General features: G+C 47.3%; 12 protein-coding genes and 5 tRNA genes. All 17 read left to right on the top strand.

Features of this window, described 5'->3' with window-relative positions; genetic code table 11:
• Positions 1 to 5 precede the first annotated feature (5 nt).
• A tRNA-Gln gene (locus tag ACWAU0_RS03375) sits at positions 6 to 80 on the top strand.
• 35 nt (positions 81 to 115) lie between these two features.
• A complete protein-coding gene (locus ACWAU0_RS03370; RefSeq protein ID WP_033156109.1) occupies positions 116 to 1,069 on the top strand; it encodes a ribose-phosphate diphosphokinase in 954 nt (317 codons plus the stop codon).
• Positions 1,070 to 1,114: 45 nt separating this feature from the next.
• The gene (locus tag ACWAU0_RS03365; RefSeq protein WP_033156110.1) at positions 1,115 to 1,711 is read left to right on the top strand and encodes a 50S ribosomal protein L25/general stress protein Ctc; all 597 of its coding nucleotides are present in this window, start codon (positions 1,115 to 1,117) and stop codon (positions 1,709 to 1,711) included.
• A gap of 22 nt (positions 1,712 to 1,733) precedes the next feature.
• Positions 1,734 to 2,288 (top strand): aminoacyl-tRNA hydrolase, encoded by a 555-nt coding sequence (gene pth, locus ACWAU0_RS03360; RefSeq protein WP_458138300.1) that lies wholly within the window; start codon positions 1,734 to 1,736, stop codon positions 2,286 to 2,288.
• A 75-nt stretch (positions 2,289 to 2,363) separates the two neighbouring features.
• Positions 2,364 to 2,448 (top strand) — tRNA-Tyr (locus ACWAU0_RS03355).
• A gap of 17 nt (positions 2,449 to 2,465) precedes the next feature.
• Positions 2,466 to 2,539 (top strand) — tRNA-Gly (locus ACWAU0_RS03350).
• 18 nt (positions 2,540 to 2,557) lie between these two features.
• Positions 2,558 to 2,633 (top strand) — tRNA-Thr (locus tag ACWAU0_RS03345).
• Between the two features lie 39 nt (positions 2,634 to 2,672).
• Positions 2,673 to 3,863 (top strand): elongation factor Tu, encoded by a 1,191-nt coding sequence (gene tuf, locus ACWAU0_RS03340; protein WP_020484790.1) that lies wholly within the window; start codon positions 2,673 to 2,675, stop codon positions 3,861 to 3,863.
• A 34-nt stretch (positions 3,864 to 3,897) separates the two neighbouring features.
• A tRNA-Trp gene (locus ACWAU0_RS03335) sits at positions 3,898 to 3,973 on the top strand.
• Positions 3,974 to 4,010: 37 nt separating this feature from the next.
• Positions 4,011 to 4,391, top strand: coding sequence for a preprotein translocase subunit SecE (gene secE, locus ACWAU0_RS03330; protein WP_033159600.1), 381 nt, complete (start codon positions 4,011 to 4,013; stop codon positions 4,389 to 4,391).
• On the top strand, positions 4,391 to 4,924 hold the full coding sequence (gene nusG, locus ACWAU0_RS03325; RefSeq protein WP_033159599.1) for a transcription termination/antitermination protein NusG: 534 nt from the start codon (positions 4,391 to 4,393) through the stop codon (positions 4,922 to 4,924). Before secE ends, nusG begins: the two co-directional genes overlap by 1 nt.
• A 99-nt stretch (positions 4,925 to 5,023) precedes the next feature.
• Entirely contained in the window at positions 5,024 to 5,455 is a 432-nt protein-coding gene (gene rplK, locus ACWAU0_RS03320) for a 50S ribosomal protein L11 (protein ID WP_020484793.1), read from the top strand.
• Positions 5,455 to 6,150 carry a 50S ribosomal protein L1 gene (gene rplA / locus ACWAU0_RS03315; protein WP_033159598.1) on the top strand — a complete coding sequence of 232 codons (696 nt, stop codon included), beginning with the start codon at positions 5,455 to 5,457 and terminating at the stop codon, positions 6,148 to 6,150. Before rplK ends, rplA begins: the two co-directional genes overlap by 1 nt.
• A 191-nt stretch (positions 6,151 to 6,341) precedes the next feature.
• Positions 6,342 to 6,836 carry a 50S ribosomal protein L10 gene (gene rplJ, locus ACWAU0_RS03310; protein ID WP_026147170.1) on the top strand — a complete coding sequence of 165 codons (495 nt, stop codon included), beginning with the start codon at positions 6,342 to 6,344 and terminating at the stop codon, positions 6,834 to 6,836.
• 46 nt (positions 6,837 to 6,882) lie between these two features.
• Entirely contained in the window at positions 6,883 to 7,251 is a 369-nt protein-coding gene (gene rplL / locus ACWAU0_RS03305; RefSeq protein WP_020484796.1) for a 50S ribosomal protein L7/L12, read from the top strand.
• 122 nt (positions 7,252 to 7,373) lie between these two features.
• Complete coding sequence (gene rpoB / locus ACWAU0_RS03300; RefSeq protein WP_033159597.1) at positions 7,374 to 11,450, top strand: DNA-directed RNA polymerase subunit beta; 4,077 nt, start codon at positions 7,374 to 7,376, stop codon at positions 11,448 to 11,450.
• A 61-nt stretch (positions 11,451 to 11,511) separates the two neighbouring features.
• Positions 11,512 to 15,723, top strand: coding sequence for a DNA-directed RNA polymerase subunit beta' (gene rpoC / locus ACWAU0_RS03295; RefSeq protein WP_301539351.1), 4,212 nt, complete (start codon positions 11,512 to 11,514; stop codon positions 15,721 to 15,723).
• Positions 15,724 to 15,729 lie beyond the last annotated feature (6 nt).

Raw genomic sequence — 15,729 nt, 5'->3', positions numbered from 1 at the left:
TTTAATGGGCTGTCGCCAAGCGGTAAGGCACGAGGTTTTGATCCTCGCATACCAAGGTTCGAATCCTTGCAGCCCAGCCATAATCTCCACACAATAGTTCCTTAGGAGTGCTTGAATGCGTGAGGCCTCGGTAATGGTATTTTCCGGGAATGCCAATAAGGCGTTGTCTGAAGGTATTGTGAAGAAGCTCAATATGCGCCTCGGCATGGCCACGGTTGGTCGTTTCAGTGATGGCGAGATTTTTGTTGAGATAGAAGAAAATGTTAGGGGTAGGGATGTATTTGTCATACAGCCTACCTGCGCGCCTACCAACGAAAATCTAATGGAATTGTTGGTAATGATCGATGCTATGAGGCGAGCGTCTGCGGCGAGAATAACAGCCGTTATGCCGTATTATGGTTACGCGCGGCAAGATAGGCGCTCAAGGTCGGCTAGGGTGCCCATTACTGCAAGATTGGTTGCGGATATGATAGGTAATGCTGGGGCTGACAGGGCGTTGACTGTTGACTTGCATGCAGATCAAATCATGGGATTCTTTGGGATTCCGGTTGATAATGTGTATGCTTCGCCAATTTTGCTAGGTGATATTTGGCGGCAAGAATACGAAGATTTGATTGTGGTTTCACCGGATGTTGGTGGTGTTGTGAGGGCTAGAGCCATCGCAAAGCGTCTGGGTGATGCTGATTTGGCGATAATCGACAAGCGAAGGCCGCGTCCGAATGTGTCGGAGATAATGCATATCATCGGCGATGTAGAGGGTCGTACCTGTGTCATGGTGGATGACTTGGTTGATACGGCGGGTACTTTGTGTCACGCGGCAGGGGCGCTCAAGAAAAATGGTGCCAAAAAGGTTGTTGCATACTGTACTCATCCGGTGTTGTCTGGTGCGGCCGCGGAAAATGTTAAAAATTCCGTTCTTGATGAATTGGTAGTTACAGATACGATACCGTTAACTACAGAATTGTCCGGGATTGATAAGATTAGGCAGCTAAGCGTTGCGGAAATGTTGGCAGAAACAATACGTCGAATAGCGGTGGGCGAGTCTGTAAGCTCGCTTTATGTTGACTGATAAGAATTAAAGTAGTGCTTGTGGAACAAGCTTTTGGAGAAAAAAATGGCTAACGTGTTTGAATTTGTTGCAGAAGCTCGCAGTGCCTCGGGCAGTAGCGCGGCCAAAGTTGTTCGTCGTCAGGGTAAGGTCCCGGCAGTAGTATATGGTGGTAGCGGTGCTCCTGAGATGTTATTGCTGGATCATAATGAAGTGGTTAAGCATTTGGTGCATGAGGCGGTTTATTCCCATGTGCTTGATCTTAAAATCGACGGCAAAACAGAAAAAGCTGTTCTTAAGCATATACAAAGGCACCCTGCAAAGCCGATAGTGCTGCATATGGACTTTATGCGGGTTGATGATACGCATAAATTGAAAGTTCATGTTCCTTTGCATTTTATCAATGAAGCTATTTCGGTAGGCGTTAAAAAAGGTGGTTTGGTCAATCATGCAATGGTTGATGTGGAGGTGTTGTGTATGCCTTCTGCTTTGCCGGAATTCATTGAAGTAGATTTGGCTAGTGTAGATGTTGGTTCGACAATACATTTGTCTGATTTGATTTTGCCGGCTGGTGTTGAGATTGCAGCGTTGCAGCATGGTGCTGAGCATGATCATCCGGTTGCTCAAATAGTCAAGCCAAGATCTGTGGAATCTGCTGACTAATAGTGTTTGAAGTCTTGTTTGAATGATTAAGTTGATTGTTGGTCTGGGTAATCCTGGGCGGCAGTACGAAAAAACCCGGCACAATGCCGGGTTTTTGTTTGTGGAGTATCTGGCGGGGCTTGCTGGTGCTGGTTGGTCGAGCAGTAGTCAGTTTTCCGGAGAGGTGGCTGAATGCAATATTGGCGGATACGGGCTTGTATTGCTAAAGCCGATGACTTTTATGAATAAAAGCGGCTTGTCTGTCGGTAAGTTTTTGCGATATTACAAGTTTAAGTCCGAAGAAATGCTTGTGGTTCATGATGAGCTTGAGCTTCCCGAGGGCGTTGTCAAGATGAAAAAAGACGGGGGGCACGGTGGGCATAACGGGTTGCGTGACATTATTGCTCATATCGACACCCGTGATTTCTACAGGTTGAGAATTGGTATAGGTCGTCCTGTCGCGGGGGTGGGTGTGGCGGACTATGTGTTGTCCAGTTTGTCTTGTGATGGTCAGGCTCGAATGCTGGGTTTGTTTGGCGAGTTAGCGAAAAGCATGGATGCGTTGGTTTTGGGTGATTTGAATTCAATTGGAGTTTGATTGTTACTTCAGCTGAATTAAAAAAAACACTTGACTGGGGTTTTTGAAACAAGGATAATTGATCGAATAAGTAATGGAGGGGTTCCCGAGCGGCCAAAGGGATCAGACTGTAAATCTGCCGGTTCTACCTTCGGAGGTTCGAATCCTCCCCCCTCCACCACCAAATTTATGGGATCTGCGGGTGTAGTTCAATGGTAGAACTCCAGCCTTCCAAGCTGATTGCGTGGGTTCGATTCCCATCACCCGCTCCATTTCGGGGTAAATTACTCGCTCATATAGCTCAGTAGGTAGAGCACTTCCTTGGTAAGGAAGAGGTCACCGGTTCAAATCCGGTTATGAGCTCCAGATTTAGGTTTGTTTTTGTCGTAGTTAGGGTGTTCCAAAATGGCTAAAGAAAAATTTGAAAGAAAGAAACCGCACGTAAACGTAGGCACCATTGGTCACGTTGACCACGGTAAAACCACATTGACAGCGGCATTAACAAAAGTCATGGCGGAGCTGCAAGGCGGCGAAGTTAAGGCTTTTGATCAAATCGACAACGCCCCGGAAGAACGTGCGCGCGGTATAACCATTTCTACGTCACACGTAGAGTACGAATCAGCCAACCGTCACTATGCCCACGTTGACTGCCCTGGTCACGCTGACTACGTTAAAAACATGATTACCGGTGCTGCCCAAATGGACGGCGCGATTTTGGTTTGCTCTGCTGCGGACGGTCCTATGCCGCAAACGCGCGAGCACATTCTGTTATCACGTCAAGTCGGTGTGCCTTACATTGTTGTGTTCTTGAACAAGGCCGATATGGTAGATGACGCTGAGTTGATTGAGCTGGTTGAAATGGAAATTCGCGAGTTATTGAATCAATACGAATTTCCAGGTGACGACACTCCCATTATCGTTGGTTCCGCATTGAAAGCTTTAGAAGGCGAGCAAAGCGAAATTGGTGTACAATCAGTAGTGCGCTTGGTTGAAGCGTTGGACAGTTACATTCCCGAGCCAGAACGCGCGATCGACGGCAAATTCTTGATGCCTATCGAAGACGTGTTCTCAATTTCAGGTCGCGGTACCGTAGTAACCGGACGTGTTGAGCGGGGTATCATCAAAGTTGGCGAAGCCGTCGAGATCGTCGGCATCAAAGATACCGTTCAAACGACCTGCACGGGTGTGGAGATGTTCCGCAAACTGCTTGATCAAGGTCAAGCGGGCGATAACGTCGGTGTGCTGTTGCGTGGTACTAAAAGAGAAGACGTGGAACGTGGTCAAGTATTGGCGCACGTTAACTCCATTAAACCGCACGCTCATTTCAAGGCGGAAATCTACGTCCTGTCTAAAGAAGAGGGCGGTCGTCATACTCCATTCTTTAATGGCTATCGTCCGCAGTTCTACTTCAGAACGACCGACGTAACCGGTGCGGTAGATTTGCCAGAAGGCGTGGAAATGGTTATGCCTGGCGATAACATCGCCGTTACCGTAAAACTTATCTCACCGATTGCGATGGAAGACGGCTTGCGTTTTGCGATTCGCGAAGGTGGTCGCACCGTGGGTGCGGGTGTTGTTGCTTCTATTATCGAATAATAGCCGTTTTTGATTCAAAAAATATTTTCTGAATAGGTCAGTAGTTCAATTGGTAGAGCAGCGGTCTCCAAAACCGCAAGTTGGGGGTTCGAGTCCCTCCTGGCCTGCCATTCAGAAAATCTTCATAATTTAATTCAAGTTGACTAAATGAACGCACAGGCAGAAGAAGTCTCCTCAGTGGTGGACATCGTAAAGTTGGCTTTATCTTTGGTTTTTGTTGTTGTTGGCATATCAGCGTTCTATTATTTTTCTGATTTGCAGCTTCTTTACCGCGTTTTAGTTTTGGTGGCTGTTTTAGCGGCTGCTATAGCTGTTGCTTTTACTACTGCTAAGGGTCGCGGTCTATGGGGCTTTATGCTGGAGTCCAAGCAAGAATTCAAAAGGATAGTGTGGCCCACTAAAGACGAGGCGGTTCGTACTACGCTGATGGTTTTTTTGATGGTATTCATAGTCGGCTTAATACTGTGGTTGCTAGATATGTTTTTGTTTTGGGGTGTTCAGCTTTTGATGAGCCAGGGGATTAAATAATGTCGCTTCGCTGGTATGTCGTTCATGCGTATTCCAATTTTGAAAATAAAGTCAAGCAGGCTCTTGAAGAGCGTATAAAACGCGAAGGTCTGGAAGAGTTTTTTGGAAAAATTCTGGTCCCTACTGAAGAAGTTGTTGAAATGCGCATGGGTCAGCAGCGTAAAAGTGAAAGGAAATTCTTTCCCGGATACGTGCTTGTGCAAATGGAATTGAATGACGAAACATGGCATTTAGTAAGAAATGTTCCTAGGGTGTTGGGCTTTATAGGCGGGGCATCAGATAGGCCGTCACCAATCTCAGAAAAGGAAGCAATGGCAATATTAAATCGTGTCGAAGAGGGTGTGAATAAGCCACGGCCCAAAGTATTGTTTGAAGTTGGGGAAGTTGTTCGGATTACTGATGGCCCATTTAAAGACTTTAACGGCAATATAGAAGAAGTCAATTACGAGAAAAGCCGGTTGCGCGTATCGGTTCTTATTTTTGGTCGATCTACACCGGTTGAATTAGAATTTGGACAGGTTGAAAAAGTCTAGCCTACAATTTGAGATTTTTACGAATCCCTGTCATTTGCATGGCCGGGATTTTTGTTTGTTGGGGAGCTGAAAAGCGTTTGCACCCGTTAGGAGTATAAAATGGCAAAAAAAATTGATTCGTACATCAAGCTGCAAGTTAAAGCGGGTGAGGCTAATCCTAGTCCACCAATTGGTCCTGCATTGGGTCAGCGTGGTGTCAATATTATGGAGTTCTGCAAGGCATTTAATGCAAGAACTCAGGAAGTCGAAAAAGGTCTGCCTTTGCCAGTTGTTATCACGGTTTATAGCGATAAAAGCTTCACTTTCATTACCAAGACTCCGCCAGCGTCAGTATTGTTGAAAAAAGCAGTGGGTATTAAAAGCGGAAGCAGCAAGCCCAATTCTAATAAAGTTGGCACAGTTTCACGTGCGCAGTTGGAAGAAATCGCTAAAACCAAAATGGAAGATTTGAACGCAGCTAATTTGGAAGCGGCCATAAGAATTATTGCGGGAAGTGCTCGCAGCATGGGCTTGAACGTGGAGGGCGTGTAATGGCAAAAGTAACTAAAAAAGCAAAGGCTATCAAAGAAAAGGTAGTTAGAAGCAAACAATATTCGGTTGCCGAAGCTGTAGCACTATTAAAAGAGTTTGCCAATAGCAAGTTTGATGAGTCTGTGGATGTGAGTGTTAACTTGGGTGTTGATCCTCGTAAATCTGATCAGAACGTTCGTGGCGCTTCCGTGTTACCGAACGGTACCGGTAAAACAGTAAGAGTTGCTGTATTTACGCAAGGCCCAAATGCGGATGCGGCTCGCGAAGCGGGCGCGGACATCGTTGGTATGGACGATTTAGCTGAGCAAGTAAAACGCGGCGAAATGAACTTTGATGTGGTAATTGCCTCACCTGATGCAATGCGTGTAGTGGGTCAATTAGGTCAAATCTTAGGCCCAAGAGGCCTGATGCCAAACCCGAAAGTAGGTACCGTAACGCCTGACGTTGTAACAGCAGTTAAAAATGCCAAATCAGGGCAGGTCAGATACCGCACAGATAAATCAGGCATTATTCATTGCTCTATCGGTAAAGTATCTTTCGATGAAACTGCGCTCAAACAAAATTTGGAGTTTTTGATTTCAGATCTTAAAAAAGCTAAACCGACGGCTGCCAAAGGCGTCTATTTGAAAAAGATTGCATTGTCCTCGACCATGGGTCCTGGCTTGTGGATCGATCAAGGCAGTATCGACATTTAAGAATTTAACAAGTTGTAAGGCTTTGGGTTGCCGAGTTATCGGCAACCGTCAAAGACCGTAGGTGCGAAAGCTTAATTTTCCTACGCAGACGGGAGCTGGAGCCGCAAAGTTGGTGAAAGGGACCGTGAAAGGGGCATCGAAAGATGCGTTTCATAGATCCGATGGATAATCGGAAAGTACCGGAGGTAGATGTGGCACTCAATTTAGATAGCAAAAAAGTTGTCGTAGAGGAAGTTGCTGAATTCGCCGCTAAAGCCCATTCCGCGATCGCTGCGGAATATCGGGGTCTGACAGTTACCGAATTGACGGAACTGCGTAAAACCGCGAGAGAAACGGGCGTTTATTTGCGCGTAGTCAAAAATACACTGGCTAAACGTGCTGTCGCTGGGACTGAGTTTGAATGTATGCAGGAAGGGCTGGTCGGTCCTTTAATACTGGCATTTTCCATGGAAGATCCAGGCTGCGCTGCACGGCTCATCAGCGAATTCTCCAAAGGCCATAACAAACTGATCGCGAAAGTAGTGGCAATCGGTGGTCAGGCTTTTGATGGATCGGAGCTAGATAGATTGGCAAGATTGCCAACCCGTGATCAAGGTATCAGTATGCTGATGTCGGTCATGAAAGCACCGGTTGAGAAACTCGCACGTACTCTGGCTGCAATCAGAGACGAGAAAGAAGCGGCATAATCTCGCGTTAACCAGTTAAAACTCATTAATTTTAGAGGAATATACAATGGCAATTTCACAACAAGACATCTTGGAAGCAGTCTCTAACATGACTGTGATGGAAATCGTTGATCTGATTTCAGCGATGGAAGAAAAGTTTGGCGTTTCTGCTGCTGCGGCAGTAGCGGTTGCAGCTCCTGTAGCGGCGGCTGTTGTTGAAGAGCAAACCGAGTTCGATGTTATCTTGACCGGTTTCGGCGAAAACAAAGTAGCGGTTATTAAAGCGGTTCGCGGTTTGACAGGCTTGGGCTTGAAAGAAGCGAAAGACGCTGTTGAAGGCGCACCTACTACTGTTAAAGAAGGTGTTAACAAAGCCGAAGCCGAAGCGGCGAAAAAAGAGCTTGAAGAAGCTGGCGCAACTGCCGAAATCAAATAAGCATCTTGGCTGCATACCAGGCATAAGCCTATCAAACCGGGCTGACGGCATTTTGCCGTCGGCCTTTTACTGTTTCTAAAACAGTAGTAAATAATCTCTGACGACGAAGGTATAGAAGCAATATGGCCTATTCTTTTACCGAAAAAAAGCGTATCCGTAATAATTTTGGGAAGGGTTCCGAAGTATTGGAAGTTCCCTATCTTTTGGCAACACAAATTGATTCGTATGCAAATTTTTTGCAGTCCGGCATAGAGCCGGATAAACGGCGTAATCAAGGGCTGCATGCCGCATTCTCCAGTGTCTTTCCGGTAGTAAGTCATTCCGGCTATGCCGTATTGGAGTATGTTAAATATCGCTTGGGGGAACCCGCATTCGATGTAAGAGAGTGTCAACAGCGCGGCGCTACATTTTCAGCGCCTTTGCGTGTTTTAGTGCGTCTAGTTATTTATGATAAAGACGCGCCTGCTAATACCAAAGTCGTTAAGGATATTAGAGAGCAGGAAGTTTACATGGGTGAACTGCCTCTGATGACCGACAACGGTACATTCGTGATTAACGGCACTGAACGGGTCATTGTGTCGCAGTTGCACAGATCGCCCGGTGTATTTTACGACCACGACAAAGGTAAAACCCATTCGTCCGGCAAGTTGTTGTTTAATGCCCGAGTCATTCCTTATCGCGGCTCATGGTTGGATTTCGAATTTGATCATAAAGACGCCGTTTACGTGCGTATAGACAGACGTAGAAAAATTCCGGCGACTATTTTGTTACGGGCTTTGGGATATGAAAATGAAGAAATGATCAAAATTTTCTTCGAAACCAACAAGTTCTCATTGAGCGCCGAAAAATTAATGTTTCACGTGATCCCGGATAGGTTGCGTGGTGAAATGGCTGTTTTCGATATTAAGCACGACGGTAACGTTGTTATCGAAGAGGGTCGCAGAATTACTGCCAAACATGTTCGCCAACTGGAAAAATCCGGTGTCACTGAAATCGAAGTGCCTAGGGACTATCTGTACGGAAAAATTCTAGGCCATAATGTTGTCGATACATCTACCGGCGAGCTGTTGGCCAGTGTTAATGACGAAATCACCGACAATTTATTGCAGAAGTTGATCGATGCGGGTGTTCGCGAGATCGATACACTGTATGTTAACGATTTGGATAGAGGTCCTTACATCTCCAATTCGATGCGTTTGGATACCACCACAAATCGCCTGGAGGCATTGGTGGAAATCTACAGAATGATGCGTCCTGGCGAGCCGCCTACAGTAGAGTCTGCGGAAAACTTATTCGAAAACCTGTTCTTTACTGACGAACGTTACGACTTATCCGCCGTTGGCCGGATGAAATTCAACCGTCGATTGGGGCGTGAAGAAACCGAAGGCCCGGGCACGCTAAGCAAAGAAGACATCATCGATGTTTTGAAAGAACTGATCAAAATTAGGAACGGTAACGGTACCGTGGACGACATCGACCATTTGGGAAACAGACGTGTACGTTCTGTTGGAGAAATGATCGAAAACCAGTTCCGCATCGGTTTGGTTCGAGTCGAACGAGCTGTCAGAGAGCGTTTGACATTGGCGGATTCCGAGGGCTATATGCCACAGGAGATCATCAACGCTAAACCTGTGTCTGCGGCTGTCAAGGAATTCTTTGGTTCCAGCCAGTTATCGCAGTTTATGGACCAAAACAATCCGTTATCGCAAGTTACCCACAAACGCCGGGTTTCGGCACTGGGTCCTGGCGGTTTAGCCAGAGAACGTGCCGGGTTCGAGGTTCGTGACGTTCACACCACTCACTATGGTCGAGTTTGCCCTATTGAAACACCAGAGGGCCCGAACATTGGTTTGATTAACTCATTGTCTGTCTACGCCAGAACCAACGAATACGGCTTCTTGGAAACTCCGTACCGGAAAGTGGTCGACGGTAAAGTAACCGATCAGGTCGATTACATTTCCGCAATCGAAGAAGGCGAATACGTTATCGCGCAGTCCAGCGTGGCGGTTGACGAAAACGGCAAATTGGTTGAAGGCTTGGTGTCTTGTCGTTACAAAGACGAATTCACCTTGGCTTCGTCCGAAACCGTGCAATATATGGACGTTTCGTCCAAGCAGATCGTATCCGTGGCGGCATCCATCATCCCGTTCTTGGAACATGACGACGCGAACCGGGCGTTGATGGGTTCGAACATGCAACGTCAAGCGGTTCCCACTTTACGTGCAGAGAAGCCTTTGGTTGGCACCGGTATGGAGCGTGTCGTCGCGAAAGACTCGGGTGTAACCGTGGTAGCAACTCGTGGTGGTCGTATCGAAGCGGTTGATGCGGGGCGTATCGTAGTACGTGCGAATGACGAAGAGACCGTTGCGGGTGTGCCAGGCGTGGATATTTACAACTTGATTAAATATACCCGTTCTAACCAAAACACCTGTATCAACCAAAAACCACTGGTTAAACTCGGCGACATCGTCAGAGCCGGTGATATTCTGGCGGACGGTCCCTCGACCGACATCGGCGAATTGGCCTTGGGTCAAAACATGCTGATAGCATTCATGCCCTGGAATGGCTATAACTTTGAAGACTCGATTTTGGTGTCCGAGCGTGTGGTAAAAGAAGATCGTTTTACCACTATTCATATCGAAGAAAAAACTTGTGTCGCTCGCGAAACCAAGCACAGTCCGGAAGAGATTACCGCGGACATTCCAAACGTCAGCGAAGAAGCCTTATCCAAATTGGATGAATCCGGCATTGTATACGTCGGCGCGGAAGTGAAAGGTGGCGACATTCTGGTGGGTAAAGTGACGCCGAAAGGTGAAACGCAATTAACGCCAGAAGAGAAATTGCTGAGAGCCATCTTCGGCGAAAAAGCAGCCGATGTGAAAGACACGTCGCTACGAGTGCCGGGCAACGTCCGCGGTACTGTGATAGATGTTCAGGTTTTCACTCGTGATGGTGTGAAAAAAGACAAGCGAGCTCTGGAAATTGAAGACGCGGAAATCAAGCGTTACCGGAAGGACTTGGATGACCAGCTGAAAATCGTCGAGCACGATATTTTCGCTCGGGTAAAAACCTTGTTAGCGGGTAAAAAAGCCGAAAAGGGTCCGAATGGCTTGAAAAAAGGCGAAGAAATTACCGCTGATTATCTGGATGGCTTGGTGCCTTCCGAGTTGTTGAAAATCCGCACACAAGACGAAGATGTCAACGTGCAATTGGAGACCGTTGCCGAGCATGTAGAGCAGCAACGTAAAGAGTTCGACGAGCGTTTCGAGCAGAAAAAGAAAAAAATCACCATGGGCGACGACTTGGCGCCGGGTGTGTTGAAGATGGTCAAAGTTTATTTGGCTGTTAAAAAACGTATTCAGCCGGGCGATAAGATGGCTGGTCGTCACGGTAACAAGGGTGTTATCTCCCAAATCGTGCCGATTGAAGACATGCCGTATACCGCTGACGGTAACCCCGTCGACATTTTGTTAAATCCTCTTGGCGTACCATCGCGGATGAACGTTGGTCAGGTGTTGGAAACGCATTTGGGTTGGGCATCTAAAGGCTTGGGTATCAAGATCGGTAAGATGCTGGAAGCTCAAGCAAAAGTCGCGGAAATACGTGGTTTCATGGAGAAAATTTACAATTGCAGCGGCCGAAAGGAAGATCTGAATTCGTTTACCGATAAAGAAATTCTAGAGATGGCGGTCAACTTGGTTGCCGGTGTACCGATGGCGACCCCGGTCTTCGACGGGGCTTCGGAAGAAGATATTCGTACCATGTTGCGTTTGGCCGATTTACCGGAGCACGGGCAAACCGTACTGTACGATGGCTTAACAGGCGAACCGTTTGAGCGTGAAGTTACTGTGGGTTACATGTATATGCTGAAACTGAATCACTTGGTGGACGACAAAATGCATGCGCGTTCGACCGGCCCTTACAGTTTGGTAACGCAGCAACCGTTGGGCGGTAAAGCGCAATTCGGTGGTCAGCGTTTTGGTGAGATGGAGGTCTGGGCTCTGGAAGCTTATGGCGCCGCGTACACATTGCAAGAAATGTTGACTGTCAAATCCGATGACGTGACAGGCAGAACCAGAATGTATAAAAACATTGTTGATGGCAACCATTCAATGGAAGCCGGCATGCCGGAATCATTCAATGTCTTAGTGAAAGAGATTCGTTCGCTGGCAGTGAATATCGAAATGGAACAAGACTAATTCTGTTCTTTGCGAGATAGATTCTGGACAATATCGGATAACATTTAAAGGGGATAAGCTCTTGAAAGATTTAATGAATTTCTTAAAACGTCAAGGTCGCACAGATGATTTTGACAATATCCGGATTGGATTGGCTTCGCCGGACATGATTCGTTCATGGTCTTATGGTGAAGTGAAAAAGCCTGAGACAATCAATTACCGCACCTTTAAACCGGAACGTGACGGCTTGTTTTGCGCCAAGATTTTTGGACCCATCAGCGATTACGAGTGCTTGTGCGGTAAATACAAGCGTCTAAAACATCGCGGCGTTATCTGTGAAAAATGCGGTGTCGAAGTTACCCTATCTAAGGTACGCCGGGAGCGAATGGGCCATATCGATTTGGCCAGCCCGGTGGCGCATATTTGGTTTCTGAAATCACTGCCTTCCCGGATTGCTTTGCTATTGGATATGACATTGCGTTCGATCGAACGGGTATTGTATTTTGAAACATTCGTCGTGATTGATCCGGGCATGTCTCCGTTGGAGAAAGGCCAGCTTCTGACCGACGAAGAATATTTGAACGCTGTTGAAGAACACGGCGACGATTTCGTTGCAAAAATGGGTGCCGAGGCGATCTATGATTTGCTCAAATCAATTGATTTGAAAGAGGAAATTAACACGCTACGTGAAGAAATCAACGCAACGAATTCCGATACCAAAATCAAAAAATATTCGAAACGTCTGAAAGTTATCGATTCTTTGCTGGCTTCTAATAATCGTCCGGAATGGATGATTATGACAGTGTTGCCAGTATTGCCACCCGAGTTGCGCCCATTGGTGCCATTGGATGGCGGTCGTTTCGCAACCTCCGATTTGAATGATTTATATCGTCGGGTAATCAACAGAAATAATCGCTTAACACGTTTGCTGGATTTGAACGCGCCTGACATCATCGTTCGCAACGAAAAACGCATGCTGCAAGAGGCGGTCGATGCGTTGTTGGATAATGGTCGCCGCGGTCGTGCTATCACCGGTAGCAACAGACGTCCTTTGAAATCTTTGGCCGATATGATCAAAGGTAAGCAAGGTCGTTTCCGGCAGAACTTGTTGGGCAAGCGCGTCGATTATTCCGGACGGTCGGTTATCGTGGTGGGGCCGACATTAAGGCTCCATCAGTGCGGTTTGCCGAAAAAAATGGCTTTGGAGTTGTTTAAACCTTTCATATTCAGCAAATTGCAGTTGCGTGGCTTAGCGACGACGATCAAAGCAGCCAAGAAAATGGTGGAGCGTGAAGGTGCGGAAGTATGGGATATTCTTGAAGAAGTAATTCGTGAGCATCCGGTATTACTAAACCGTGCTCCGACGTTGCATAGATTAGGTATTCAAGCATTTGAGCCGATTTTGATCGAAGGTAAAGCCATTCAGTTGCATCCCTTGGTCTGTAGTGCGTTCAACGCCGACTTCGACGGCGACCAAATGGCCGTGCATATTCCGTTGTCTATTGAGGCGCAGTTGGAAGCGCGTACCTTGATGATGGCAACTAACAATATTTTATCGCCCGCCAACGGTGAGCCAGTAATCAATCCTTCCCAGGACGTGGTTTTGGGTTTGTATTACATTACACGTGAGAAAATTAATGCGGTAGGCGAGGGTAGTGTATTTGGCGATTTGTCAGAGGTAATGTTAGCGCTTGACGCTAAAGCTGTTGAATTGCAAAGTAAAATAGAAGTGCGCGTCACCGAGAAATTGAAAACTCCGGAAGGCGACTTCGAAACCATTGTCAGTAGAAAGAAAACTACGGTAGGGCGCGCAATCGTTTGGGGTATTGTGCCAGACGGTATGCCTTACGAATTGGTCAACGTCGACATGACCAAGAAGAATATTTCCCGGCTGATCAACTATAGCTACCGCTATCTCGGTATCAAAGAAACCGTGATGTTGGCAGATAAGATCATGTACCTGGGATTTAAATATGCCACGCGCTCCGGGGTGTCTTTCGGTATCGAAGACATGGAAATTCCCGTCAAGAAAGCTGACATCATTCGTTCCGCCGACGCCGAGGTTAATGAAATTCAAAACCAGTACGCCTCCGGTTTGGTTACGGACGGTGAGCGCTACAATAAGGTCGTTGATATTTGGTCTCGCGCCAATGATCAGGTCGCGAAAGTAATGATGGAAGGTTTGGGTGAAGACGAAGTTGTCAACTCAAAAGGCGAGAATGTAAAACAAAAATCGTTCAACTCCATCTTTATGATGGCCGAGTCCGGTGCGCGGGGTTCCGCCGCACAGATTCGCCAGTTGGCGGGTATGCGGGGTTTGATGGCTAAACCGGATGGCTCCATTATTGAGACGCCGATTACTGCGAACTTCCGTGAAGGCTTGGACGTATTACAGTACTTTATTTCAACCCACGGTGCTCGCAAAGGCTTGGCGGATACCGCGCTGAAAACCGCTAACTCGGGTTATTTGACTCGACGTTTGGTCGACGTCGCACAGGATTTGGTGATTGCTGAATCTGATTGTGGTACACAAAACGGTCTGACCATGATGCCGATTATTGAAGGCGGGGACGTGGTTGAGCCGTTGGCAGATCGGGTGTTGGGAAGAGTCGCGGCGATAGACGTAACCGATCCCGCCGGCAATAATATTTTGATTCCTGCCGGCACCATGATTGACGAAAATTTGGTCACGGTTCTGGAAGATAACGGCGTTGACAAGATGTTGGTGCGCTCTGTGATTACTTGCGAATCGCGGCAAGGTGTTTGTGCCAAATGTTACGGGCGTGATTTAGGGCGCGGTCATTTGGTTAACATTGGTGAAGCCGTGGGCGTTGTGGCGGCACAGTCAATTGGTGAACCTGGTACTCAGCTGACGATGCGGACCTTCCACATCGGTGGTGCTGCTTCGCGGTCTGCTGCGGTTAGCAACGTGCAAGTTAAATCCAGCGGTACTGCAAAGCTCAATAACCTAAAAACCGTTAAGAACAGAGAGAGCAATCTTGTTGCGGTATCTCGGTCTGGCGAGGTTGGGGTTATGGATGATTACGGTCGTGAGCGTGAGCGTTACAAAATTCCCTACGGTGCCGTATTGTCGGTGGGTGATGGTAGCCCGGTCAGTGCTGGGGATATTATCGTGAACTGGGATCCGCATACTCACCCGGTTATCACCGAGGTAGACGGTTTTATTCAGCTGATTGATTTTATGGACGGGATCACCGTTCAAGAGCAGTCAGATGATGTCACTGGCTTAACCTCGCGAGTGGTTACGGATCCTAAACAAAGAAGCTCAGCCGGTAAAGAGTTGCGGCCTATGGTTCGTCTTCTTGATGAGCAAGGTGGGCAAATCAATTTGCCGGGTACTGATATTCCAGCTCAATACTTTTTACCAGCAGGCGCTATCGTTGGGGTTAAGGACGGTGGGGAAGTAAAGGTTGGTGACGTTTTAGCGAGAATTCCGCAAGAATCCAGTAAAACGAGGGATATTACCGGTGGTTTGCCAAGGGTTGCTGATCTGTTTGAAGCACGAAAAACCAAAGACCCTGCTATTTTGGCGGAGGCAACCGGTATGGTCTCCTTTGGTAAAGAAACTAAGGGTAAGCAGCGCGTCATCATCACGGATTCGGAAGGCGAGCAATACGAAACCCTAATTCCAAAGTGGCGGCATATCACCGTATTCGAGGGTGAGTTTGTTGATAAAGGCGAAACCATCGCTGAAGGTGAGCTGACCCCGCATGATATTTTAAGACTGCGCGGTATCGAAGAATTGGCCGACTACCTGGTAAAAGAAATTCAAGATGTATATCGTCTGCAAGGTGTAAAAATCAACGACAAGCATATTGAGGCAATCATCCGCCAAATGCTCAGAAAAGTCGAGATTACCGCCTCTGGAGACACGGATTTCGTCAAAGGAGAACAGGTAGAACGTACCATGATTAACTTAGTGAACGACCAAGTTGAACGTGAAGGTAAGATTCCGGCTAGTTACGATTCTTTGTTGCTGGGTATCACGAAAGCATCGTTGGCTACCGAGTCATTTATTTCGGCGGCGTCGTTCCAAGAGACGACTCGGGTGTTGACAGATGCGGCGGTAAGAGGTATCAGCGATAGCTTGAATGGCTTAAAAGAGAACGTCATTGTTGGTCGTCTCATACCGGCGGGTACTGGTTTGGCCTACCATGAACAACGACGTAAGAGAAGAGCGGCGGACTCTGGTTCCGGTTCAGAAGCTTCTACCCAGACCATTGAAGCGGTCGATGTGGAGGAAGCGTTGAAACAAGCTTTGAATGTAGAGTAGAGAACC

Source organism: Methylomonas sp. Uni0009 (genome assembly GCF_054188105.3).
The sequence above is the reverse complement of the archived record's forward strand: the minus strand, read 5'-3'. Positions and strand labels throughout refer to the sequence as shown.